Here is a 25,312-nt window from a genome sequence, read left to right as displayed (position 1 = left end):
TATGACTCTCCAAGCAAAACCCGTGAGCGCCGCACTTGAAATCATAGAGGCGGACCTCCCTGCCGGGACGGTGTTGCATCTCTGGTTGAAGGCGCGCGCGGCTGGCAGCGAAGCGAAGCTCTTCGTCACAGTTGACGGCAATGACATTGCCTCTCCGTCGACCCATCGCGCCGCCGAGTTCGAATTCTTCGCGGTCGCGCTGGGGGCAGGCGGGCACACGGTACTCGCCTGTGACACCACCACCACGGCCGTTTCCGCCGCCTATGCCTTTCATCCGCAGATGGTGCTGGAGGAGGGGATCCGAGTGCTCTTCCATGATGCCCGCACGGCACCGCCGCAACTGCCGGCCGGATATCACTTCCGGCCGCCCTTCGGTTGGATGAACGACCCGAACGGCTTTGGCCGATTTGGCGGCCGCGGTCATCTCTTCTACCAGCACTATCCGCACGGCCTGCGCTGGAACACCATGCACTGGGGCCATGCCGTCTCAAAGGATTTCATCCGCTGGAGGCACCTGCCGATGTTCCTCTTCCCGGCAGACCACCTTTCAGAGACCGACGACGGCCGCGGCGGCGCCTTCTCCGGGTCGGCCATCCCCATTTCCTGCGCAAAGGGGGAGGAGATCCGTGTCTTCTACACCGAGCATGTCCGTGACCGCGAGCCGGAAGAACAGATCCAGCTTTCCGCCCTCAGCCGCGACGGTATCGTCGCCGGCCCGTCAGAAGTGGTCCTGCCAGTGCGTCCGGATGGCCTGAACCTCACCACCGATTTCCGCGACCCTTATGTGTTCAAGGGGCCGGACGGCCGCTGGAAGATGCTGCTCGGCAGCCGCGACAGGGCGGGCGGCGTCGTCCTGCTCTATGAGACGACAGACCCCGACGGTGCCGCTGGCTGGACGTTCCTTGACATTATTCATCGCGAGGACCGTTTCGGTATGACCGCGGCGGAATGCCCCTGCATGGTGCCGGTCGGCGGCAGAGCCGAAGACCCGGATACCCGCTGGGCGCTGATCTTCGGGTTGCTCACAAGCCGGGACCCCGCCACCGGACGTCGCAACCTCACCTCCGTCACTGTCGGTCGCTTCGATGGCCGCGCTTTCACGGCACAGTTCGAGCAGGAACTGGATTTCGGCTCTGACGCCTATGCCTTCCAGGCCTTCGTCGATGGCGGCGAGCCGGTCGGCATTGCCTGGCTCGCCAACTGGACTGACTTTTCCAAGAAGGACGATTTTCCGACGGCCATGACCCTGCCGCGTCGTGTACTTCTCGATGGGGACGCTATCCTGACGCCGCCTGTCGCAGCGGCCGAGAGCCTCCGCCACATGCTGCTCGATGAAACGGCGCTTGGCGCCGGCGAGACTGTTCCGCTCGGCAACGGCGCGGTCGAGATCGTGCTCTCGCTGCCCAAGCCCGGTGCCGCGTTTGCGCTCACTTTCGATCATCCGGACGTCGAACTCGGCGTGAAGCTTGATGGCGATGGCCTGGCGGTCGTCTTCGATGCCGGTACTGGGAAGGCGCCTCCGCGCTATCTCGCGACCGGTGCCAAACCTTCGCAGTTGCGCATCTTCCTTGACGCTGGCTCCATCGAAGTTTTCGCCGACAACGGGCGCTGGACGGGCACCAAGCGCATCCCCGGATTCTCCGCGGCGCGTTCGGCAACGCTGACCGCTGCCGAGGTGAGCGCAAAAATCTGGCAACTCAAGCTTTGAGGGAGGAAGAAAAATGGCATCGGTAGCGATCGATCGCGTTCTGAAACAATTTGGTGCAGCCTCCGTCATCCACGGCGTTTCCGTGGATATCGAGGACGGTGAGTTCGTCACGCTCGTTGGACCCTCGGGATGCGGCAAGTCCACGCTTCTGCGCATGCTGGCCGGCCTGGAGGATATCAGCGGCGGTGAGATCCGTATCGACGGGCGCGTCGTCAACGAGGTGGCGCCAAAGGAACGGGACATTGCCATGGTGTTCCAGAGCTACGCGCTCTATCCACATATGACGGTCGCGGAGAACATGGGTTTCGCCTTGAAACTCCAGGGCCGCGACAAGGCGACGATCGACAAGCTCGTGAACGAGGCTGCCGGCATCCTTGCCCTCGAACCGTTGCTCGACCGTCTACCGAAGCAGCTTTCCGGCGGCCAGCGCCAGCGCGTCGCCATGGGGCGCGCTATTGTGCGTCATCCGAAAGTGTTTCTATTCGATGAGCCACTGTCGAACCTCGATGCGAAGCTGCGTGTAACCATGCGTAGCGAGATCAAGGACCTGCACCGACGGTTGGGGACGACCATCGTCTACGTCACGCACGATCAGATCGAGGCGATGACCATGGCCGACAAGATCGTCGTCATGCGCGCCGGCCGTATAGAGCAGATCGGCAAGCCGCTCGAGCTTTACGATCGCCCTGGCAATACCTTCGTTGCCACCTTCATCGGATCACCAGCGATGAACCTCTTTGAGGGCGCCATGAGCGACGGTGGCTTCCGTATCGAGGACGGGCTCTTTTTGCCGCTGCCGGCTCCCATCGGCAACAGCGCCGCCCGCACCTACGGCATCCGCCCGGAAGACCTCGACCTTGCCGAAACGGGAGTCCCGGCAACGGTGCTCACGGTCGAACCGACGGGGGCAGAAACCCATCTTTCGGTCCGGATCGGCACGCAGATGGCCGGGATCGTACTGCATCGCCGGGTGGACCTCGAACCCGATCAGCAGATCCACATCGCTCCAAAGACTGACAAGATCCATCTGTTCGCCGCCGATGGCACGCGGATCAATTGACCCGCCGGGACCTCCAGCCATACCGCGTTTGTCCCTAGGCGCGGTTCTGGCCCAAAGCGTTCAATAGCGTGGGCGGCAGGCGAGAGGGCCCGCGGCAGTCGGCGGTACCCGTGTGGCTGCGGGCTCAGGTCACGTGCATGATCGAAGGGGGGCTGCTTCAATGCAAGGACGGGGGCGTTCGCGCGATCAGGTTGCGCCTCAGGATGGAACGTCGTCGTCCGAGATCGGGAACGACGATTCGATAGCCGCGCCAATGAAGGCTTTCCGCGAGAGCTGAAGCTCGTCGCCGCGCTCCAGGGCAGCATGGCAGCGATTTCTTGCCCGCTCGTAGAACCATCCGCCTTGCGGCATTTCGCTGAGATATTGCAGCGCATCCTGTGGCCCGTTGATGTAGCGCTCGCCTTTCTCGCCAACCCTGACGGGGTGATCCCAAATCATAGCTTGCATTTGCGTGACCTCCGGTTCGGCGCAGAACGCCTGGCCTGGAAATTTGTTCCTTGGTCACGCGGAGAGGATCAGCAGTTCGATCGCGACCCGCTTCTGATCTCAATCCTGGCGTGCGCCGATGTTTGAACCATTCTGGAAGCTCGAGCATTTTCCGGCACAACCTTGCGGGGCGGCGATCAAAATGGCACCTTGCGCTGTGAGGAAAATGACGATGGCCGATACGCAAGCACATTACCGCCTCTACGGCGTTCCGGGCTGGGGCTCGGTTCTTGTCGAAGCGGTGCTGGTGCGCGCGCGACTGCGTTATACGCTCGAGGACGTCACGGGGTTCGATAAGCCCGGCCCGGCCCGGGACCGTCTTCTCGCCGTCAACCCGCTCGCACAGGTGCCGGTGCTCGTACTTCCCGATGGCACGGTGATGACGGAGAGCGCGGCCATACTCCTTCATCTTGCGGAGACCTATCCGGAAGCCGGACTTGCACCGCCGGTAAGGGACCCACTTCGTCCTGTCTTTCTCCGTCGTCTGATCTGGCTCGTGACTGCCCTGTATGGGACCTTCACCTACGCTGACTACCCGGAACGCTGGGCTCCGAGCATGCCTGACGAGTTGCGGCGCCGAGTGCTCGAACGCCGCATGGACTTGTGGCGACAGTGGGAGGACGAGATTGCACCTGCGCCATGGGCCCTCGGAGAGCCGTTCTCGGCGCTTGACATCTGGATTGCGGCGATGACGCGCTGGCGACCGGGACGTGACTGGCTGGCGGCAAACTGCCCAAAGCTGCTCAGCATAGCGCTGCGTGTCGACGCGGATCGCGACTTGCGCGAACTATGGGTGCGCAACTTCGACACGATTTAAGCCAGCGAGCGCGTTGAAAGGGTGCCCCCAGGGCCTTCGGTCCTCAACATTGATACGGCGCCACCGGCTCCCAGACGGTCTCGGTGACGATGTCAGCGCGCGATACTTCCCTGTCGCAAGGTGTGTCGGTCACGCGCTGAGTAGGCGCCGATGTCTGGGGTAACCATCTTCAGGACATGGTCGACGCTGCCCCCGACCGACCAACACCAGACAGGCAGGGGAATAGCCTGGATCGCCCGCTCGAACTTGTGATCGATCTCCGGTTTGCCGAGATAGGTCTCGAGGATGCCCGGCAAAGAACGACCTCTTGCAAAGATACCGACCGCGCGGTATGTTTGTCGCCATCGGGTTAGAAAAGGGGCAGGCCATGAACTCCGCCGTCTTCGCTTATGCGGCTTTGGGGCTCGCAATCATCCTGGAGGTCGCAGGATCTGTATTCTTGCAGAAGTCCGTGCAGTTTACGCGCCTGTGGCCGACGCTTGCGATGGTGGCGCTCTATGCCGGGTCGTTCTATTCCCTGACGCACGCGATCAAGGCAATCCCGTTGAGCATTGCTTACGCCATCTGGGGCGGGGCCGGCATCATCCTGACGGCGACGGTCAGCTATGTGATATTCAGGCAGGCTCTCGATTTCGCCGCTGTCGTCGGCATCGCCTTGATCGTTTCTGGCGTCTTCGTGATCAACCTGTTCTCGCAGACGGCGGTGCACTAGGCGATGAGCTACAGTCGAAAGAAGCAGCCGGAACAGGTGCAGCGTGCCTTGCTCGAATGCGCTGCGAAGATCGCTGCGGATCAGGGAATTTCCGGCGTCACGGTGCAGGCCGTCGCCGATAGTGCCGGGGTCACGAAGGGAGGGCTGTTCCACCATTTCCCGTCGAAACAGGCACTGCTGGACGGCATGGTCGACGCGCTACTTGAGAAACTCGACGCGGAAATAGATTCATCTGTCGCGGAGGATCCGGTCCCTTACGGAAGCTTCACGCGCGCCTATGTGAAATCTGTGTTTGTCGGAAACGCATTTGGCTTCGAAACCCCATGGTCGACCCTGTTCGTGGCGGTGATAAGCGATTCGGTGCTGCGCCGCCGGTGGGTCGAATGGTTCGGCGAAAGATTGGAGCGGCACAGAGCCACGGATGACGACCTAACCCTTCACGTGGTCCGGCTGGCGGCCGACGGCGCATGGCTCTCCTACGTGACCGCCGATTCAAAAGTCGGCGGGCTCGAGCTTGATGCGTTGAGGGAGCACTTGCTGTCGCTGACCGTCAAGCCCCGTTGATTCCGGCGACTTCCCTGGATCAGATCTAAGCCGCGGATCCACACCTGCGCAAATACTGGGCCATTCGTCCCGACGCGTCGACTGCGCCCAAATCGTGCAGGTGCCCGCCCGAAGGCGAAGGCCTAAAATTACTGGAGCCGCCCGCGTTCCCAGCGATTGCGTTGAAGCGGCCCCGGGCGAAAACCGCGGCTTCGCGTAAGTGAGCGCCGCCTTTCACCGATCCCAATCGCGAGCCGCCAGCCCGGATACTGCGGAGTACTGAAGTGCAGGGCCGAACCGCCAAAGCTCATCGCAAAGCCGCGTTTATCGGGACTTCCCTCAACGCGCGATGACGCTTGTGATTTGGTGCTTGTTTACCCGGCACCTTGGGAAACATTGGGGAGCCAAATGCCCTCGGCTCCACGCCACCCGGCAGCCGGGATGTCGCATTTTTGATCGAACTTGCCGACAGGCGCCTGGCGCTCGCAATTCTCCGCGGTTCTAAATTTGTGGCCCGCAATCTGTCCAGTACTCGTTTCCGCATGGGCAACGGCACATGTGGAGAGGGTCAGCGCCGTTAAGACGCACAGGGTACTCTTCGGCATATTGCACTCCTCCAGTATTTTAGAAGTCCCTGATTCTACATCAGGTAGAGGAGGCTGGTCTTTAATCATTCCGAAGTAGCGCGCAGGGATCATGCACGCGGCCGGCGCAATCCATGGAAACACCCGCCGGAATCGATGGAGAAGTCGTCTCCGATCTTCAGGGACAACTATCTTGTCGGGACATCCTGACGAAGTGGATCATACCGATCATGAGCACAGGCCAAAGCGAAGACTGCCGCAATAGGCGCAATCTCGGGCTCTTGAAGCCTCCTGAGAGATATCGGCGTCCGATCCAGGCTGGGAAGGTATCAGGCCATCTCGACCTGAGTATCCTTCGCCTCTTGCGCATTCGATGGACCCGAAGGCTCCCATTGCAGGTGGGAAGCGTTGAGCCGGCGCGCCACGATATCGTGGTTGAGCCACTGGACGGGGCCGGACGGTTCTGAAGAGGCGCCGAAAATCAGCTTCCCCGTCGCCTCCACCACGAGAGCACTCAGGTGGTCGCTGATCATCACCTTGCTGTCGCGATGCATCTGTGTGATCTCATTGGACGTGCCGATGGTCAGGTCGGACTGTGCCTGACTGTTCGCCATGGGCCAGGCCGAGAAGTCGTAAAACGGACGCATGACTTCGTTGGCCTGCATATCGGTAATCTTCTGGAACACATCCTGCATCGTGAAGCCGTCTGCCAGAAGCTGCTGGCAGACCTGCCACTGGTACTCTGCCCACTGGCCGCCGTTCTCCTTCTGCAACGCAAGCAGCAGCGGTATCAGGGGAAGCTCGATGCCCGTGAAGACGTCGGACGAATTGGTCCGGATCTCGGGGCAGTTGTAGACGGTGGCCTTGATACCCGCCGCCCAAGCTTCCTGCGCGATGCCTTCGAGCCGCATCTTGGCATAGCCTTGGGTGTAGTTGGTGTAGGTCTGCCAACGGTAGCTCCCGTCAATCAGGACTGCCGTTCCGTGGTAGCCGTAGGCCGTATAGCGGACCTGGCCGCCCGATGCCTCGATGCGCTCCCGGATTGCCGTGCTGAAGTCGATGAGATGTCGGAAGGTGATCGCGGAAACTTCGTCGAAATTCTGGAGAATGAGCCTGCCCATGTCGCTGTCGAGCAGGGCTTGCGACGACATGTGGCGGGCGCCGCGCCCCTTGTAGATTCGATTGGCGATGACCAGGAAGACCTTCGCTTTCGGGATGCCGCCTGCCATCGTATGGGCGAAAAAGACGTTGCGGCCGTCGGCAATCATTCCGCCGAGGACGGTCATGACCTGTTTGAGCGAATCCGTGAACCGCGCAGTCGCGAGCTCCCGGCACTGCTTGATGTAGTCCCAGTCGAGCCTGTCGTCTTGCCAGCTCTCCAGCGTCATGTCCGCGAGAAGGTCGGTCGGAGTTGGGCCGCCTGCCGGGGCGTCGAGGTCGAAGCCGGCCATCAGGGGGATGTTGATAATCTTGCCGCCCAGTCGGCTTTCGGCGGCAGAGAGTTCCTCGGCGTTAAGAGGGCGCAGCGCATTGTTCTCGTCGCGCCGTCCGACCGTGATCCCCACGATCTCCATTCCAACCCGCCGGGCCTCGTCGAGCAGGCCAGTCGCGTATCCGCGACCGAACAGTTCGCCGAAGAGGACGAAAACATCTCCTTTGCGAAAGACGTTGTTTTCGGCAAGGCGGTTCAATGCGATCGGGTTTTCCATGCGGTCAGCTCTTAGGTCCGTTGGTCGTCGAGCGGTGGGTCAGACGAACTTTGATCGTCACATGACCACAATGGCCCGCAATAGGAAGTCATTTTAAATGACCGTTCATTTCAAAACGTGAAGTCGCGGAAGAGCTTCCCCGGTATCTGACGCCAACTCAGCCGAGATTTGCCTCGGCGCTGCATTCGATGTAGAGGCTCTCACCAGCCGCTCCGGTTGGAGCCGTCCGCATGACGAAGGGTCACGGCGCAATTCGATACGATGCAGGGAAGAAATGAGCGATCAGAACGACGACTATGTGTATGACGAGGCAACAGGCGAGTGGCGACCTGCCTCCGAAATCGCTGCAGAAAAGGCAAAGGCCGCGGAAGTACGCGATGCATCGGGCAACGTTCTCGCAGACGGCGACTCCGTCGTCCTGATCAAGGACCTGAAGGTCAAGGGCGCCGGCCAGACGCTCAAGCAGGGAACGGTCATCAAGTCGATCCGGCTCACGGACAACCCGGAAGAGGTCGACTGCCGCCACGATACGATCAAGGGTCTTGTGCTGCGTACCGAGTTCGTCCGCAAGCGCTGAGCGATGCCTTTCGGCGTTTTGCTGTAGCGTGACCGCGGCGCCGTTTTGCTGCCAACCGGCCAATTCCTTCCGGTAGATTCTGAAAGTCGGCGCTCGTCCTGCGAGCGCCGCGACACGGTCGTTTGGATTGGCGCTCTGGACATCGACCGGTAGGACGCGGTTCGCACTCCCGGACTGCATGCACGGACCGCAGGGGCGGATCGTCGCCAGTGCTCAGATCCTATCTTGGCGTAGCGACGCTTCCAATCTCGCCAAGCCTGCCGTGAAGCGTTGCAATGTCTTCGCGCCGGAAGGGGACCATGTCCCTGTCGACGTGCTCCTGGTAGGTTCGGGCATATTCGTGGCCCGAATAGACGGCGGCAGCGATGAGGCCGGGTGCCAGGCAGTCGCCTAGCCGGACAACGGTCTTGATGCCGGCATCGGCCCATTCCGATTCGCGCGCTTTCAGCTCATGCCACAAGGTTTCATCGGGCAGCCGTGCGGTGACCGGAACGAGTGTGCCGCAGTCGATCTGTCGCGTCTTTCCGCTGTAGACGCAGGCAAGCTCGAGCCGGTCCTTCGTGCGGCCGGAAAGTCCCATGGCCGGAATGATGTCCACGCCAAGCTCGATGAGACGCCTTTGCACACGTCCCTGTTCGAGCGTGTTCTTGCTCCACGGTGACACCTGAGATTCTGGCGTCACGAACGTTACGGTTCGGCCAGCCCTGGCCAGCAGCTCAGCAAGCACACTGCCCATGTAGAAGCAATCGTCATCGAAGATTACGACCGGACCGTCGACGGACACGGCCGCGGCGCGATCGACAAGAAGGGCATCGGGCGAAACGAGAGCGCCCTGCGAAAGGAAGTCGAGGGGCTGCCGGTGCGTGCGGCCGACGCCGTCGCATCGCCAGCGCGCGCCGGTGGCAATCGCGACGTGAGGCATGCCGTATTGCAGAACGTCGTCGGCGCTCAGCGGGCTGTGCAGGTAGAGTTGGGCATTCGCTTGCGTGCTTAGCTGACTGACGCGCCAGTCGCGCACACGGCCCCAGGTCGCAAGTCCAGGCAGGCGACATTCGCGCGCGACCCGACCACCCCATTCTCCGCTTCCTTCCGCGAGCACGACGTCGACGCCGCGCTGAGCAAGAACCCGCGCAGCTTCGAGGCCGGCCGGGCCACCACCGATGATGAGCGCCGGCTCGGGCGCCTGTGACTGCGCTATGATTTCCGGGTGCCAGCCCTTGCGCCACTCTTCGCCGATCGTCGGATTCTGCGTGCAGCGCATCGGCACGTTGGTATTGTCGCCGGACGCGCAGATATTGCAGCCGATGCATTCGCGGATATCGTCGAGGCGTCCCTCCTCGATCTTCTTCGGCAGGTAAGGATCGGCGATCGACGGCCGTGCCGCACCGATGAAGTCGAGAATGCCCTGGCGGATCACCCGCACCATGCTGTCCGGCGAGGTATAGCGCCCGACGCCGACCACCGGCTTGGTCGTGACGGACTTGACGAAACGGGTATAGGGCTCCTGGTAACCTTCCTCGGAGAAGCGCGCCGTTTGGCTGTCGTTGGACCAGTCGGAAAGGTTGACGTCCCAGAGGTCGGGGAGATCGGCGAGCGCCGAGATGATGTCCTTGCCTTCTCCTTCACTGGTGATGCCGGAGGGGCCCATCAATTCGTCGACTGCGAGGCGCACGGCGAGCGCACAGGTATCGCCGACCGCTTCGCGCGTATCCTGCATAATCTCCCGGAACAGCCGCAGCCGGTTTTCGAAGGAGCCGCCATACTCGTCACTGCGCTGGTTATGGCGGCGCGACAGGAAGTGCTGCAGCACGCTCATGTCATGACCGGCATAGACATAGATGATGTCGAAACCGGCTTTCTTGGCACGCAATGCGGCGTTGCGATACCAGCGGCGCATGTCTGCAATATCGGTCTTATCCATGGCGCGCGCCTGGACGGGGTCGAGGCTGTCGGTGATGGCGTGCGACGGGGCAAGCGGGATCATCCGGCTGTAACGGTTGGCGACATGCAAACCGTTATGGACGAGCTGGATGGCCGCCAGGCTGCCGTGGTGATGGATGCGCTCGGTGACTGCGGAGAGTGCGGGCAGGTCGCCCTCGTCCCAAAGGCGCGCTTCGTTGGCTGGCGTCAGGTCGGAGGTTGGATGGATTTCCGCCTCCTGGGTAGAGACGACTGCCCAGCCACCCTCGGCCTTCATACCGCGCAGTTGCGCCTCCGCGTTCGGATATCGGTAGCCCATGCCGGAACAGTGCGGCACCTGGTAGAAGCGGTTGCGCGCCGTGACGGGGCCGATCTTGACGGGTTCAAAGAGAATGTCGAAGCGGGGGTCTCGGGACATCGTCACTACCATGAATAAGAATTTGTTTTCGGTGGCCGGCCGCAAAGCGTGGCGAGCCCAGATTAACCGGGCGCGACCGCCTCGCAAGATCATTGCTATACAATTGTATAGTTTCTTCAATGGCAAATTGTTTTGATGTCATTTCGCTTCGTCATGATCCCGGCACAGGCGGCGTGTTCTTCATACGTGGCCGGGAAAGCATGCAACCTGTCTCGCGGGCGAGGGAACTGTCGCGCTAGTTCAAGTCTGCCTGCAGCAGCAGGAAACCGCGCTCCTCCGATGAAGAGTTTCGGTTGCGATGTCGGACTTAATGGCGCGTTTGGCGCGCGTGCGTCGAACACTCGCTGCCGCATATGATCCACCCGGTTGCCAAAAAACCATAATTGTTTCACCTAGATTGGCATCGACACTCGGCATTTAAGAATTGGGTCAACGCTGAATGCGCATATCACACGTCTTCCTTGGTGCATTTCTTGCACTCGTGCAGTCCGCCTATGCCGAAGTTGCTCCTCCGCCAGTTTTGGAGCCGGTTAAGCAACAGGCACAAGCTGCCCAACTGAGTGCGAAGTTTCTTACGCGTTTCAGCTACAAGCCGGTTGCGCTCGACGACGCCTTGTCGGCCACGATCATGGATCGGTTCATCAAATCACTCGATCCGGACCGCGTGCTCTTCCTGCAGGCGGACATCGACAGGTTCATGTCTAAGCGCAGCGAGATCGACGACGCTATCAAGCAGAAAGATCTGTCGATCCCGTTTGAGATCTTCAACGCCTATGGGAAGCGCGTTGTCGACCGCATGAGCTACGCGCGCGACTTGCTTAAGCAAGACTTCGATTTCAGCGCGCAGGAGAGCTATTCCGTGATGCGCGACACCGCGCCTTGGCCGCAATCGGAGGCCGAGAGCAATGAGCTTTGGCGCAAACGCGTAAAAAGCGACTGGTTGCGGTTGAAACTGGGCGGCAAGAACGATGCGGCTATTCGCGAGACGCTCGCCAAACGATACACAAACGCTCTCGATCGTGCCTACAAGTATAAGAGCGATGACGTCTTCCAGTCGTTCATGAACGCCTACACGACGTCGGTCGACCCGCACACGGACTACTTCGGCGCCGCCGCTTCGGCCGATTTCAATATCGCCATGAAGCTTTCGCTGGTCGGAATCGGAGCGGTTCTGCAGGAACGCGACGATTACACGACCATCCGTGAGCTCGTGCCTGGAGGGCCGGCGCAATTGTCCGGCAAGCTTGCGGTCGGAGACCGCATTACCGGCGTTGGCCAGGGCAAGGATGGGCCCATAAAAGAAGTGGTGGGCACGCGCCTTGATGAAGTCGTGCAAATGATACGCGGGAAAAAGGGATCCGTCGTACGCTTGGACATCCTACCGGCGGATGCCGGAGCAGATGCCACCCATCGCGTGGTGACCCTGGTGCGTGACAAAATCAGCCTCGAAAAGCAGGCGGCCCAGAAGCGGGTGCTGCCTGTGAAAGTGGGCGAGACCACGCGCAAGGTCGGGGTGATCACTCTGCCGGCATTCTACGAGGATTTTGAAGCCCGGCACAAAGGAGACAAGAACTTTAGAAGCGCAAGCCGTGATGTCGGAAAGCTTCTCGACGAACTGAAGCAGGAACAAGTCGACAGCGTTCTTATCGACGTGCGCAACAATGGCGGCGGCTCACTGGACGAGGCGATCGAATTGACCGGCTTGTTCATCGGCAAGGGGCCGGTCGTTCAGCAGCGCGGCAGCGACGGAAAGGTCGCGGTAACAAGTGCGGACTTTCCGGCGCCCGTCTGGACCGGCCCTGTGGGTGTTCTGATCAACCGCGGGTCGGCGTCGGCTTCGGAGATTTTTGCCGCGGCCATCCAGGATTACGGTCGAGGCGTGATCATAGGCGAACCCAGTTTCGGCAAGGGCACCGTTCAAACGGTCGTGGACCTCGACCAGCTGGTTCGCAACAGCAAACCCGAATTCGGCCAGCTGAAAGTGACGATTGCCCAGTTTTTCCGGATCGACGGCGGTACGACGCAGTTGCGCGGTGTGACGCCTGATATCAATTTGCCGGGACTTTCTGATCCGACACGGTTTGGCGAGACTAGCTATGACAATGCTCTGCCGTGGACGCAGATCAAGCCCGCGAAATATGCGCCGGCAGACAGTGTAGCGGCGCTGCTTCCGAAACTGCAAAACCGCCATGATGCGCGGGTTGAGAGCGATCCGGACTTCCAACGCCTGTTGAAGGACATTGCGGACATGAAAGCGGAACGCGAGAAAGGGACTATCTCCCTCAACGAAGCCGAACGCCGTAAAGAAATGACCGCCCGAGAAAAACGGTTCAAGTCTCGAGCGCAAGCAAGCGATGGCGACGATGCTGGCGAAGACGATGGCCTCAATGCAAACGAGCGCAGCCTGAGTGCTGAGCTTGCCATTGAGAATGCCCGCAAGAATGCAAAGGATGTCTTGCTGGACGAGGCTGCCGCCATTCTTGCCGATGAGGCGGACTTGCAGGAAGGAAGGCTGAAGGCCAAACAATCGGGAAATGCAGGCGGGAAATAGTCAGACCCGGCCTGCGCCGAAACAATGCTCGGCTTGCGATCCTGTCTTCGCTCTTCGTAGCAGCCTGGAGAATTTCAAGGCGGCGAGATGTGCACCGCCTTCGCGAAATCGGCGGGTGTCTTCGGCGCGAACGATCGTCAAAAGCGGAGGGGAGCGGCCGCCCGTCAACGAGGCCTAGGCCTGTTTTTTACAAGCGGCTGCGGGCGAAGTACCAATCCCGTCTGCGGCAAACCAGTCTCGCGCCATGGCCGCCGCCTTTTGCGTTCAGGTGAAGGTGCAGTCGCATCCGCGGCTGGCGTTCCCGGCTGCCATCCAGGCAAGAGGATAGCGCAAAATTCGTGCGTCCCAATGGAACTTTCGCCATCAGACCCGATTTGGCGACTGTATCACGGATGGAGCGAATCAATGGCGCGCTCCCGGATTCGACAATGCGTCGACGCATGCTTCGGCTGCCTTTCAGTCTATCGCTCGCTCTGGCTTCGAGTGTGCAATCAGCATGAACCTTCGTGTCGAGAGATCTCGCGGATGCGCGAAAGGCCGTCGCCAGCGTAGGAAAGATGGTTATCGATGTCGGTAAGGCCGTCAGAGGCGCGCGATGCCTCTCGATCGTAATGGTCTGCGCCTGCTGCGCCACCTGCACGATCACGCAAGCCCCGGACGGTTACCACATCAAAGGATATTCCGCGAAGGTTTACAGTGTGGAGGTGAGCCCACGAGCCCCCCACAGCAAGCACATTCGCAAGGGCGATGGTCGCTACACTATCGGCAAGCCCTATCGGATGAAAGGCAAGCGCTATTTTCCGAAGGAGGATCCAATCTACGACAAGAATGGAGTCGCCTCCTGGTACGGCTCGGCCTTTCGTGGGCGCTTGACCGCAAACGGCGAGGTTTATAGCCCGGGTCACCTTTCTGCGGCGCACCCGACCCTTCCCTTGCCCAGCTACGTGCGGGTGACGAATCTCGACAACGGTTCTTCGCTCATCCTGCGCGTCAACGATCGCGGTCCGTTTCGTCAGGGCCGCATCATCGACGTTTCCAGGAGGGCAGCGGAGATGCTGGACCTGAAACACCGTGGCACCGCCCGGGTTCGGGTGCAGTATGTGGGCCGCGCCCGCTTGGACGGACATGATGCGCCCTACCTCATGGCCTCCTACGTCAGGAAACGCGATCACTTCCCCGACATTCGTCGGAGCCTCCCGAACGCAACCGGCGTGATGGTGGCTTCGATGAGGTCTGCGGACGACCATTTGCAGAGGCATAGCCGACCGCTCTGGTCTGCAAAGAGGGACCTCGTCGACAATAGGCTGAGCCCCTCCTACGGGGCAGGGATCGACGTCGTATCTGCGTTCCAGACATCCGCGCAATTCGTGATGTTCGCCGAGATCGGCCACGTGACCTTTGAGCGGCCGGCGAGCGGCGCCGCAAGCGTTCGCGATGTGGTGACGTTTGATGTCAAATATTGCCTGGAGGAGCAGCAGAGCAGTCACGCTGAGCGCGACAAGTGCGGGGTTCTCCCGCTGCCGGCGGGCAATCGCAACGGGCGCCTGGTCGGCGTGATTTCGAGAAAGCACCCGCTGAGCGGCTACCGCTGGCGAGGGAAGCCGTCATGGTCACGAAGCGCCGCGCGTCTTTCCAGGCGCTCAAAGGGACGCGGTGCATGTGGACGGGTTCGGCGTATACGGCCTGCCCGGCGACGTGACCGGGCTGACCCGTACAAGGCTCGCAGGCAAAAAACTCTGCGAATTGTGGCGAAAACTAGACAGAATTTCTAAGGCCTTGCACAACCAAAGTGCTCGCGTCCTCGCGCGGCAACACGCGCGCCGATAGGTTCTCAGGGAAAACAACACCGGAGAATTGCATGAAACGCCTCCTCATTCTCGGCGCTACCCTTGCCGCGCACTTCGTGACTCCCGCGCTGGCCGAGGAGCCTACGAAGCTCCTCAATGCCTCCTACGACGTTTCGCGAGAGCTTTTCGTCGCCGAGAACGAGGCGTTCATCAAGCAGCATCCAGGCGTGACGATCGACCAGTCGCACGCCGGCACCTCGAAGCAGGCCCGCTCGATCCTCGAAGGTCTTGAGGCCGACGTCGTGACCTTCAACCAGACCACCGACATCGAGTTCCTGGCCAAGAACGGGTTCGTGGCCAAGGACTGGGCCAAGGCTTTCCCGAACAATGCCTCGCCCTTCTATTCTTTCCCGTCGTTCCTGGTGCGCGCCGGCAATCCGAAGAATATCAAGGACTGGAGCGATCTGGCGCGCGACGATGTCCACGCCGTCTTCCCCAATCCGAAGACTTCCGGCAACGCCCGCTACACCTATCTCGCCGCTTACGCCTGGGCCAAGGAGGCTTACGAGGGCGACGAAGCGAAGATCGAGGCCTACATCACCAAGATATTCGACAACGTTCCGGTCTTCGACACCGGCGGCCGCGCCTCCACGACGACCTTTGTCGAACGCGAGACCGGCGATGTCTTGATCACGTTTGAGGCCGAGACCCGCAGCATCGTCAAGCAGTACGGTGCCGACAAGGTCGAGAGCGTCATCCCATCGGTTAGCCTGCTCGCCGAATTTCCCGTTGCCGTCGTCGAAAAGGTCGCTGAGAAGCACGGCACGGAAGCCCTGTCCAAGACCTATCTTGATTTCCTCTACACCGAAGAAGGCCAGCGCATCGCCGCTGAATTTGGCCACCGCGTCCGCAACGAGAAGGTTGCCGGCGCGTTCAAGGATCAATTTCCGGCAATCCGCCTGGTGAACGTCGACGATGTCTTTGGCGGATGGGGCAAGATCCAGACCGAGCACTTCGCCTCCGGCGGCGTTCTGGAGAAGCTCTACGGTAGCCGCTAGGCGCCACCCGATTTCGCTTTCAGCCAGCCCGGCGGACGAACCGTTTGCCGGGTTTCACCATGACAAGGAAATGACCGTTTGAGACGCAATGTCCTGCCCGGATTACGCCTGTCGCTGGGTGTGACGCTGCTCTATGTGAGCTTGATCGTCGTCCTGCCGCTGGCAGCACTCGTGTTCAAGGCAGCGAGCCTTGGCCCTACCGATTACTGGCAGATCGTCTCGTCGTCGCGGGCTCTCGCGAGCTATCGGGTCACAGTGCTCGCCGCACTTGCCGCGACCGTCTTCAATCTCTTTTTTGGTCTGGCGCTCGCCTGGGCTCTGGTGCGCTATCGCTTTCCGGGAAGGCGTATCGTTGACGCGATGGTCGATCTGCCGTTTGCGTTGCCCACCGCAGTCGCCGGCATTTCGCTGACGGCTCTTTTCACGACGAACGGCTTTTTCGGCTCGATCCTCAGCAACTTCGGCGTCAAGGTTGCCTACACTCCGCTCGGCATCATGATCGCCATGTGCTTCACATCGCTGCCCTTCATCGTGCGAACGGTGCAGCCGGTCCTGGAAGATCTCGACCCGTCGCTGGAAGAGGCGGCCCAGTCGCTTGGCGGCTCGGATTGGGCGATCTTCCGCAAGGTCATTCTACCGCTCCTCACGCCAGCGCTTCTGGCGGGCGTGTCCCTCTCCTTCGCCCGTTGCCTCGGCGAATTCGGCGCGATCATCTTTATCGCCGGCAATCAGCCGATGTCGACCGAAATTACCGCCCTGCTGATCTTCATTCGGCTGGAGGAATACGACTATCAGGCCGCTGCCGCGATCGCCTCTGTCCTGTTGTTCGCAGCCTTCTTGATGCTCGGCATCACGAATTGGCTGCAGGCAAGAGCGCTGCGCTACACGCTGAGGACCTGACCGTGAGAAAAAGAGCCGGCCGCACCCCGCCCCGCGTCGGCGACGGACCATTCTTCCGTCGTATTCTGATCGGCATCGTCCTTGTCGTCGGTGCCTTCCTCATCCTCGCACCCCTCTTGATCATCGGCGTCGAAGCCTTTGCCAAGGGCTGGCAGGTTTATCGCGACACGATCCTTCATCCCGACACCCGGCACGCGATCATGCTGACCGTGCTCGCCGCGCTCATTGCCGTTCCGGTCAATACCGCCTTCGGTATCGCCGCGGCCTGGGCCATCGCCAAATTCGACTTCCGCGGCAAAGCCTTCCTGTTGGTCGTCATCGAAATCCCGTTCTCGGTCTCACCGATCGTTGCGGGCGTCGCCTACCTCTTCGTCTACGGGCTGCAAGGCCTATTCGGCCCGACGCTCGACGCGTACGGTATTAAGATCCTTTTCGCCATCCCCGGCATCATCCTGGCCTCGATGTTCGTCACAGCGCCGTTCGTCGCTCGCGAACTTATTCCGCTCATGCAGGCCCAGGGCAGGGATCTCGAAGAGGCCGCGACTTCGCTCGGGGCATCCGGCTGGCGCACCTTTTTCTCCGTTACGCTGCCAAACATCAAATGGGCGCTGCTTTATGGCGTCGTCCTTTGCAATGCTCGTGTCATGGGCGAGTTCGGCGCGGTGTCGGTCGTTTCCGGCAATATCCGCGGCCAAACCAACACGCTACCGCTCCATATCGAGCTGCTCTACCACGACTACCAGGCGGCGGGTGCCTTCGCGTCCGCGTCCATTCTGGCGCTCATCGCCGTCTTTACCATCATTGCCAAGGTGGCGCTGGAGCGCCGCGGCGCGGGCCGTGTCCGTCCGGCAGTCAATCCTGCGGAGAAAACATCATGAAGATCCGCCTTGATCATGTCGTCAAGATTTTCGAGACCTTTCGCGCCGTCAAGGACGTCTCCCTGGAGGTCGAGAGCGGCGAACTCGTCGCGCTGCTCGGGCCCTCCGGCTCCGGCAAGACGACCATCCTGCGCATGGTGGCAGGCCTCGAATTCGCCGATAGCGGCCACATCTATTTCGGCGATCAGGATGCGACCGACATCCCGGTGCGCGACCGCGGCGTGGGCTTCGTGTTCCAGCATTATGCGCTTTTCCCACATATGACCGTTGCGGAAAACATTGCCTTCGGCATGGACGTGTCGAAGGTGAAACGCGAGAAGGCCGCGATCCATGCGCGGGTGACGGAGCTCTTGCGGTTGGTACGCCTCGAAGGGCTGGGTGACCGGTTTCCGGCGCAGATCTCCGGAGGACAGCGTCAGCGTGTTGCGCTTGCCCGTGCGCTCGCGGTCGATCCAAAAGTGCTTCTCCTCGATGAACCTTTTGGCGCGCTTGACGCCAACGTCCGGCGCGAGCTTCGCCGTTGGCTGCGCGAGATCCACACCACGCTCGGCATCACGACGCTTTTCGTCACCCATGACCAGGAAGAGGCTCTCGACCTCGCCGATCGCGTCGTGATCTTGAAGGATGGCCACATCGTCCAGCAGGGAACGCCGGAGGCGGTCTGCCGCGACCCCAAGTCGGCATTTGTCATGAAGTTCCTGGGCGATGCCAACATGCTCGCCGCCGACGTGCGCGACGGCAAGGCCTATGCCGATGGCGCGGTGATCGACGCGGCGGGTTTGGCAGATGGCAAGGCCGAACTCTACGCCCGTCCCGGTGATCTTGACTGGGCGCCGCAAGGGGCAGGCATCGCGGCCACGATCAGTCGGGTCATGGACCGGCCGGGCGGTCGCCGGGTGATTGCGACCACTCGCGACGGCGTGCATCTGGAACTCGACCTGGAACCGGAACGCGCCGTGACATCCGGCGACAATGGTTTCGTTACGCTGCGCCGTGCCAAGGTCTTTGCCGCCTAGACGGTGCGATCCATGTTCTGATGGTTCGAGCCGGCGTGCCGAACTTCGGCGGCTCACTGTCTGGCTACGGCGCATTAATTGCGCCGCCGGTGCGCATGGAGATCCCGTTCCGGCTACTGATCGCGGTTGGCTATCGCGGCCGAGACCCTCGATAGAAGCCAGGCAGGGTTATCCGTATCGACGGCTGCCATTGACTTCTTTGCCGACGATCTCCCGGATAATGGTCAGGGTTTCCCTGGCGGCTTTCTTCGGATCCAGGGCCGTATCCGCGACATTGCTTACGAGCCTCGTGATGTCGTGGTCGATATTCTTCTCTGCCCATCGCTTGCCCTTTGCGACCGTAATATAGACGGAGTAGGCGTGATGCGTGGTGCCGGGGCGTTCGCCGATAATGTGGAGGATTCCTCTTAGGCTGTCGGGGTCAGCCTTCGCGTAAAGCATCTCGCCGATGCGGTAGCCGGCCCGAACTCTTCCGCTTGTGACAACGATGTTCTTGTCCCCCACCGAGACACCCGCGTCCGAGAGAAGCCTGCGCATTTCTTCGAGGAAGGGGGCGAGGTGTCCCTCATCCATAATGGCCTTGGCGTTCAGTCCGTCTGAGATGACGATCTGGCCCTTCGGTATGTCACTGCCCCAGAGATCCCGTATTTTCTCAATCTCCGCGGCTGTTTCCGGGCTGATCGTCTCGCCCGTGCTCGGGTGGGCTATGTAATCGTTGCGGTCTCTGGAGAGCGTGCGCACCAGCACGGCGTTGGGCACGGCGGCGATGAATTCGGGCGTCAGTTCAGCCCAAAGGGATTGCTTGGCGTCGTCGTAGAGGCTCTTCACCTTGGCTGCGAGCGCCGGGTTGAGATCCCAGATTTCCGCTCCGTGACCCGTTGCAAGGTCGACACCTCGCTCTTCGACCTCCCGCATTTTCTCACGGCCTTCGGCATAGACGGCGTCCTTGGTTCTTCCGTCACCTTTGGCGAGTCGGTACTGATAGTAGACCCAGAGAGGATCACCGTAGTTCGCCGTGTACTTGCCATCCTCGCCAACGATCCCAATACGCTTGTAGAATTCCCACATCGCATCGTTGACCTTGAAACCGAACTTTTCTCTGACCCGCACGTGGTCCTGGAACGATGTGGTGAGATAACTCAACATCGGGTCGTTCTTGGTCGGCAGCGCAATTAGATAGGCGGGGTTGGCTGGAAGGACCTGGTCCTGACACCAATCCAGGTCTTCGAGACTGACTGTCATATGCAAGGTCGTGCAGATATCGAGCCCGATGGTGAGCCCATGGAGCTTGCCCATGACCATATCTTCGAGGCAACATCTGACGAGCTGCTCGCGAGTTTTGAAGACCTCCGGACCTATGAAACCCGCGACATCGTTGACGTGAAGCCATGGGCCTCTGGGCTGAACTTTTGCGAGTTCGAGTCCGACCGCCCTGCTGAACCCGTATTTGCGGGCCTCAAGAACCATCATATCGACGCCGTTTGCGACGCCGTTGGTGAATTCCGAGCCTTGCCCGGTTTCGAAGTAGAGGCCATATCGTTCGCCAGTCTTGGCGCGCGCATACTTCAGGATCTTGTCGTTCGTAATATCGAAGATCTTGTTGCAGTCGTCCGTTCCCGCAAGGCTTTGGAACATGGTTGAAACCGTTCCTGGGAAATCCTCGCCGACCTCGCCCTGAACGTCGATGTGCGCGAGCACACACCAGGGGATTACGTCACCGAGCGCAAACGTATCGACGATGTCCTTGAGCGCTCGCTCAACGGTGACGACGCTGTCCACCGTGCTGTCCACCGGATTGGTGCCGATGACGATATCGCCGGTCGCATAGGAAAACGCATCAAACACCTGCCAGACAATGTCTTCGGGGTGGTCTGTGGGGGAATTCGGTTGAATCCGGGCGCCCATATACCCTTTCGCACCCAACTTTGTGCCGGGCATCGGATTGAAAATCTTGTTGCTGACGGAGATGAGCTCCTCATTGCTCATCAGTTTCGGGACGCATCCGATGGTATCGCTGGTCAGCCCAATCATAACCGCTTTGATGTTTTCTTCCGGTTCGTTCAGAAGAAACTCTTTCAGTCGTCCCATCGTCCAGTCTTTGACCTTTTCGAATTGAGCTTGGTCGGTGGTCTGCCAGATCAGGTGCTGCAAGTTGTCCTCGAACAATGGATGCCCGTAGAGGTCCCCGATTTTGGTGTTTGTCAGCAGAGCGCGTGCATTGCGCCGCGTCGCGTCGTCTTCGGCGCCCACGCCAATCGTTTGGTCCCCCTCCTTGAACTCGTTGGCAGCGCCGATCACCTGCTGGTAGGCCTTTTGATCAAAGCCGCCTTTGATCCTGTTGAGGTAGGTAAAGACATCCTCGTCGCGCCTGATGTCCTCAATCCGGATCGCCTTTTCGCCAGGCGGCGCTGCTGCCGCTCCGTGGCCGGAGGTCGCGAGCGCGGCAGCGGCAGTTCCGGCAATGATCAGGAGGTCTCTTCTGTATACTCCGGATGGTCCGGCATGCTGATGAGAGAACGGGCCCTTCGTCATGGCCACTTCCTTTCTGCAAAGGGTCGGTACCGCGTTGGATTGAACGTTGCAGCGGACCTGTAACCTGCCGCCAATGTCGTGAATTGCACTGAGCGAATCCCTGCCCGGGGTCGGCTTCCGCCCAGTTCTGGATCTGTCGACAAGAGCTCCGACATGGTCAGCCGACAATCAGGAGGATTTGATGGTTTCGCCCGTCGTCCGCGAGCGGGACGCTGAGGTCGTGGAGTTCCTCGTCATCCATCATGAGCGTTCGTCGGTGCCCCCGTTTCCTGCTGATCTTGATGCAATAGGTCGCCGATCCAAATCGGAAGTCGACCTCAAAGCCCGGCCAATTGGTAGGCATGCAGGGCTCGATAAAGAGCTGCCCGCCTTGCCGGCGGATGCCGAGGATCGCTTCGAGACTGACGCGGTAGAGCCAGCCGGCCGATCCGGTGTACCAGGTCCATCCACCGCGGCCTGTATGGGGGGCTGCACCGTAGATATCAGCGCTCACGACATAGGGTTCGACCACGTAGCGCTCAGAGTCTTCGCCGCAGAGAGCATGATTGATAGGGTTAAGCATGCTCCAGAGCTCAAACGCTCTGTCTCCATCCCCCAACAGTGCGGTTGCCAGTACAACCCATGCGGCCGCATGGGTATATTGACCACCGTTCTCCCGAATTCCCGGAACATAGCCCTTGATGTAGCCCGGCTGCAGAGCTCCTTTGTCGAACGGTGGATCAAATAGGCGGATCAACTTGTCTTCTGGACGAACCAATCGTTCCCATACCGCTTGCATGGCCTTTGAAGCACGTTCTGCGTCGGCAGAACCCGATATGACGGCCCACGCCTGAGGTATGGCGTCGATCTGACATTCATCGTTCACCGAGGAGCCAAGCGGCGTGCCGTCGTCGAAGTACGCGCGGCGGTACCAGGAGCCGTCCCAGGCGTGTGTCTCCAGTGAAACGCGCAGCGCCTCGGCTCGCTCTTCGCACCATGCGGCCCGTTCGTTGTCTCCCCTGGCCGTTGCCAACGTGGCGAACGACTTCAGGACGGTCAGGAAGTACCACCCGTTCCAGACGCTTTCGCCCAGGCCTTCCGCGCCCACCTTGTTCATGCCGTCGTTCCAGTCGCCTGTCCCCATCAGCGGGAGGCCATGACGACCGGTGCGAAGACCGCGTTCAAGGGCGCGGCAGCAATGTTCATAAAGCGTTGCCGTCTCGGAAGAGATCTCGGGCACGCCGAAGCTCTCCTCCTGCTCGTCCGTAAGGACCGGCGACGAGATGAAAGGCACGCGCTCGCTTAGAAGCGCGTAGTCTCCTGTTACCGACACATAGTTTTGGACGACATAGGGGAGAAAATAGAGGTCGTCGGTGATGCGGGTCCGAACACCAACGCCTGTCGGCGGGTGCCACCAGTGTTGAACGTCGCCTTCCGTGAACTGGCGCGCCGCGGCGCGCAGGATGTGCGCACGCACCTCTTGGGGCGCACAGTGAACCAACGCCAAGACATCCTGCAACTGGTCTCGAAAACCATACGCCCCACCAGATTGATAAAACCCGGTCCGCGCCCAAACACGGCAAACCAGTACCTGGTAAAGCAGCCACCGGTTCATCATGAGGTCAAAGGCGTTATCTGGCGTGCGAACCGTGATCGCACTCAGGGTCTGGTCCCATTGCCGGGTGGCGGCTTCCAGAGAACGCCGTGCGCCATTCGGCTCGGCATATTCCCGAACGAGCCTGCGGACGTCGTCGCGACTGGTTGCTTGCCCGAGCACGAACACAAGCTCGACGCTCTGGGCAGGCAAGACCGACATCTCGACTGTCAGCGCAGCGCACGGGTCGCTCAAGCCGTTGGTGGATCCGCTCAGCTCGGAGCCACTCAGCCCGAGGGGCTGCATGACGGAGCCGTTGCGCCCCAGGAACTCGCTGCGATCGCAGGTGAATGATCGTGGGGGTATGCTTGATGCAACAAATGCCAGTCGTCCCGCGAATGGACCTTGCCAGATGTGTCTGGCGATGATCGCGTGTGTCTTGGTGTCATGCTCGCAGGCGATCCGCGCCGAAGCGTCCTCACGCAAGGTTCCGAGCACCCACTCAATGAAGTAGGTTGCGCTAAGCGCGCGCGCTTCGGTTCCCTCATTGCGAATGACAAGCTGGATGATCTTGAGCGGGGCAGAGACGGGAACATGCACCGTCATTTCGTGGTGAAGGGCCCTGCTGGCGCCTTCATAGCGCGTATAGCCCTGCCCATGGCTAACAGTGGTGGACCACGATTGTCCGAGCGGCAGCGGGGTCGGCGTCCAGATCTCTCCGGTCCGATCATCACGCAGATAGACGACCTCGCCCGGAGGGTCTGAAACCGGATCGTTCGACCATGGGGTAAGCCTGTTCAGTTGGCTATTGGCCGCCCAGGTATATCCAAGGCCGCTTTCGCTCGTCATGCAGCCGAATTCGGGGTTGGCGATAACATTGCACCATGGTGCCGGTGTTACGCGCTGCGCGGCGATCACATATTCACGGCCCTCTTGAGTGAAGCCCCCATGTCCGTTCCAAAAAAGAAGGCCCGTTGGAGTTTCGCTTGGCTGTCCTCGTTGGCGGCGGGGGGGTGTTTCGGGCCGCAAAGCAGAGAGTGGAACGCTTGTCCTCGGCGCGATCTGAGCGGCAAGCGACCCAAGGCTAGAAGCAAGGACGACACGCGCGGCGGCAACGATCGTCGCAATCGCAGTGCTCGGAATTTTGGCGCCACAAACGGCGTGAATTCCACCCGGTTTATCGAGGAGTTCTTCTTGCTGGCTTTCTGCGATCTGTTCGCGCAATCGCGCAGTCTCATCTTCACCACTCTCGTCGAGCAGAAGAAGGTCGAAGGCGAGGCCATGCCCGGTCAGGAATGCATGCGCATCAAGGGCATCCCGGAGAAGCGAGTTTCCGCCTTTTTGGTCGATCCGCAGCAGCAGGATAGGAAGTTCGCCGCTGACCCCGTTCGACCACAACACGCCGATCTCCAGGGGCGGCTCACCATGAACGCCGCCATTCCGAAGGTCAGGATTCGAACGGGCCAAGGCTCCTGCGAGTTGATAGTAGTCGGCCACCTTGTCGGCCGTAAGCATGAAAGTGGCGTCCGCATTGGTGTAGCTTTCCATCGCGAGTGACAGTGCCCGACCTGCCGCCGCGATATCTGAAAACCGCCTCGCAATCGCCAGTGCAGCGTTTTCCCCCTCAGACGCACCCGTCACGAAAGCGAGTTGCGCAGTCTCGGAGGGTTCCAATACCACAACCCTGCGCAAGCTGAAGATCGGATCAAGGACAGGGCCCGTCGTCGCTGAAAGGCTTTGGCCGGTCTCAAGGGCGCCGGGGTTCGATGGCGTTCCGCCTCGGCCAAGAAATCGGTTGCGATCTGTCTCGTACTCGACCGAAGGACCGCCGCTTTGGCTTGACGCCGAAACGTGCACCGCAAAGCTCGGTTTGTCGAAGGCGCTGCGCGGCCGTCGCCTTGCGAACAACGCAGTCGTTTCCGGGGCAAACCAGGTTTCGACAAAAAGCTTGGCGAACGCGGGATGCGCACTGTCGCCGCGACGACCGTTCAGGCAGACTTCGCAGTAGCTCGTTACAGCAAGTTTCCTTGTCGCAGTTCCTCTGTTGACGAACTGAAGCAAGCGCACTTCGGCATCGCAATCTACCGCGACGCATATCTGCGAGGTGATTTCGATATCGTTGACCGCACACAGAAACTCTGCGTGGTCGCCATGAAAGGCATGCTCGTATTTTGCGTCCGGCCGCTGGATCGGTTGCCCGGCGACTGACCAGACATCATTGCTGTCGAGATCCCGGATGTAGCAGAAGTGGCCCCAGCAATCGCGCGTAACATCCTCACGCCAACGCGTGACATCGAGGCCGCGCCAGCTTGCGTATCCTGACCCATTCTCTGTGAGGAGCACATGATAGCTACCGTTCGAAAGCAGGGCAGTGTCGGCAGCCGAGCCTGCTCGATGCGGGGAAGCCAGATTTTCAGTTTTGTCAATCGACCGGGCCATCGCGAGATCCCTCAAATCGATAGCAGCTTGCTTCAAGTCAGAGG

General features: G+C 60.6%; 18 protein-coding genes. 12 read left to right on the top strand and 6 right to left on the bottom strand.

Annotation, left to right across the window (positions count from 1 at the left end):
- Position 1: 1 nt before the first annotated feature.
- Both AC1Z3V_RS02475 and AC1Z3V_RS02470 read left to right on the top strand, forming a co-directional pair.
- Entirely contained in the window at positions 2–1,708 is a 1,707-nt protein-coding gene (locus AC1Z3V_RS02475; RefSeq protein WP_483497036.1) for a GH32 C-terminal domain-containing protein, read from the top strand.
- Positions 1,709–1,721: 13 nt separating this feature from the next.
- Entirely contained in the window at positions 1,722–2,768 is a 1,047-nt protein-coding gene (locus AC1Z3V_RS02470; protein WP_483497035.1) for an ABC transporter ATP-binding protein, read from the top strand.
- 198 nt (positions 2,769–2,966) lie between these two features.
- Here the strand turns inward: AC1Z3V_RS02470 and AC1Z3V_RS02465 are convergent, their stop codons facing one another.
- Positions 2,967–3,215, bottom strand: a complete 249-nt coding sequence (locus tag AC1Z3V_RS02465) for a DUF982 domain-containing protein (protein ID WP_483497034.1) — start codon at positions 3,213–3,215, stop codon at positions 2,967–2,969.
- Between the two features lie 211 nt (positions 3,216–3,426).
- On the opposite strand from AC1Z3V_RS02465, the gene AC1Z3V_RS02460 reads away from it, so the two are divergent.
- Positions 3,427–4,071, top strand: a complete 645-nt coding sequence (locus AC1Z3V_RS02460; RefSeq protein WP_483497032.1) for a glutathione S-transferase family protein — start codon at positions 3,427–3,429, stop codon at positions 4,069–4,071.
- Between the two features lie 92 nt (positions 4,072–4,163).
- Here the strand turns inward: AC1Z3V_RS02460 and AC1Z3V_RS02455 are convergent, their stop codons facing one another.
- Positions 4,164–4,367: an Lrp/AsnC ligand binding domain-containing protein gene (locus AC1Z3V_RS02455; protein WP_483497031.1), complete on the bottom strand. Its 204-nt coding sequence runs from the start codon at positions 4,365–4,367 to the stop codon at positions 4,164–4,166.
- 71 nt (positions 4,368–4,438) lie between these two features.
- Between AC1Z3V_RS02455 and AC1Z3V_RS02450 the strand changes: the two genes are divergently transcribed.
- Together AC1Z3V_RS02450 and AC1Z3V_RS02445 are read left to right on the top strand one after the other, a co-directional pair.
- Complete coding sequence (locus tag AC1Z3V_RS02450) at positions 4,439–4,783, top strand: DMT family transporter (protein ID WP_483499521.1); 345 nt, start codon at positions 4,439–4,441, stop codon at positions 4,781–4,783.
- Between the two features lie 3 nt (positions 4,784–4,786).
- Positions 4,787–5,347 carry a TetR/AcrR family transcriptional regulator gene (locus AC1Z3V_RS02445; RefSeq protein ID WP_483497030.1) on the top strand — a complete coding sequence of 187 codons (561 nt, stop codon included), beginning with the start codon at positions 4,787–4,789 and terminating at the stop codon, positions 5,345–5,347.
- A gap of 892 nt (positions 5,348–6,239) precedes the next feature.
- On the opposite strand, the gene AC1Z3V_RS02440 is transcribed toward AC1Z3V_RS02445, so the two are convergent.
- Positions 6,240–7,619: an enoyl ACP reductase FabMG family protein gene (locus AC1Z3V_RS02440; RefSeq protein ID WP_483497029.1), complete on the bottom strand. Its 1,380-nt coding sequence runs from the start codon at positions 7,617–7,619 to the stop codon at positions 6,240–6,242.
- A gap of 274 nt (positions 7,620–7,893) precedes the next feature.
- On the opposite strand from AC1Z3V_RS02440, the gene AC1Z3V_RS02435 reads away from it, so the two are divergent.
- Complete coding sequence (locus AC1Z3V_RS02435; RefSeq protein ID WP_173515036.1) at positions 7,894–8,196, top strand: alkylphosphonate utilization protein; 303 nt, start codon at positions 7,894–7,896, stop codon at positions 8,194–8,196.
- A 220-nt stretch (positions 8,197–8,416) separates the two neighbouring features.
- Here AC1Z3V_RS02435 and AC1Z3V_RS02430 read toward each other — a convergent pair whose 3' ends face one another.
- Positions 8,417–10,534, bottom strand: coding sequence for an oxidoreductase (locus AC1Z3V_RS02430; protein WP_483497028.1), 2,118 nt, complete (start codon positions 10,532–10,534; stop codon positions 8,417–8,419).
- Positions 10,535–10,973: 439 nt separating this feature from the next.
- Between AC1Z3V_RS02430 and AC1Z3V_RS02425 the strand changes: the two genes are divergently transcribed.
- The 6 genes from AC1Z3V_RS02425 (at position 10,974) to AC1Z3V_RS02400 (ending at position 18,724) form a co-directional block, all read left to right on the top strand.
- On the top strand, positions 10,974–13,085 hold the full coding sequence (locus tag AC1Z3V_RS02425) for a carboxy terminal-processing peptidase (RefSeq protein ID WP_483497027.1): 2,112 nt from the start codon (positions 10,974–10,976) through the stop codon (positions 13,083–13,085).
- A 557-nt stretch (positions 13,086–13,642) separates the two neighbouring features.
- Positions 13,643–14,857 carry a septal ring lytic transglycosylase RlpA family protein gene (locus tag AC1Z3V_RS02420; RefSeq protein WP_483497026.1) on the top strand — a complete coding sequence of 405 codons (1,215 nt, stop codon included), beginning with the start codon at positions 13,643–13,645 and terminating at the stop codon, positions 14,855–14,857.
- An 86-nt stretch (positions 14,858–14,943) separates the two neighbouring features.
- Positions 14,944–15,930, top strand: coding sequence for a thiosulfate ABC transporter substrate-binding protein CysP (gene cysP, locus AC1Z3V_RS02415; RefSeq protein ID WP_483497024.1), 987 nt, complete (start codon positions 14,944–14,946; stop codon positions 15,928–15,930).
- A gap of 78 nt (positions 15,931–16,008) precedes the next feature.
- The gene (cysT, locus tag AC1Z3V_RS02410; RefSeq protein ID WP_483497023.1) at positions 16,009–16,830 is read left to right on the top strand and encodes a sulfate ABC transporter permease subunit CysT; all 822 of its coding nucleotides are present in this window, start codon (positions 16,009–16,011) and stop codon (positions 16,828–16,830) included.
- Positions 16,831–16,832: 2 nt separating this feature from the next.
- A complete protein-coding gene (gene cysW, locus AC1Z3V_RS02405; RefSeq protein ID WP_483497022.1) occupies positions 16,833–17,708 on the top strand; it encodes a sulfate ABC transporter permease subunit CysW in 876 nt (291 codons plus the stop codon).
- Positions 17,705–18,724 carry a sulfate/molybdate ABC transporter ATP-binding protein gene (locus AC1Z3V_RS02400; protein ID WP_483497020.1) on the top strand — a complete coding sequence of 340 codons (1,020 nt, stop codon included), beginning with the start codon at positions 17,705–17,707 and terminating at the stop codon, positions 18,722–18,724. The genes cysW and AC1Z3V_RS02400 overlap by 4 nt, the downstream gene beginning before the upstream one ends.
- Before the next feature lie 168 nt (positions 18,725–18,892).
- On the opposite strand, the gene AC1Z3V_RS02395 is transcribed toward AC1Z3V_RS02400, so the two are convergent.
- On the bottom strand, positions 18,893–21,256 hold the full coding sequence (locus AC1Z3V_RS02395; RefSeq protein WP_483497019.1) for an ethanolamine ammonia-lyase: 2,364 nt from the start codon (positions 21,254–21,256) through the stop codon (positions 18,893–18,895).
- 157 nt (positions 21,257–21,413) lie between these two features.
- Entirely contained in the window at positions 21,414–25,268 is a 3,855-nt protein-coding gene (locus AC1Z3V_RS02390; protein WP_483497018.1) for a GH36-type glycosyl hydrolase domain-containing protein, read from the bottom strand.
- Between the last annotated feature and the right edge of the window lie 44 nt (positions 25,269–25,312).

The organism is Ensifer sp. 38_S197, from assembly GCF_056924495.1.
The sequence above is the reverse complement of the archived record's forward strand: the minus strand, read 5'-3'. Positions and strand labels throughout refer to the sequence as shown.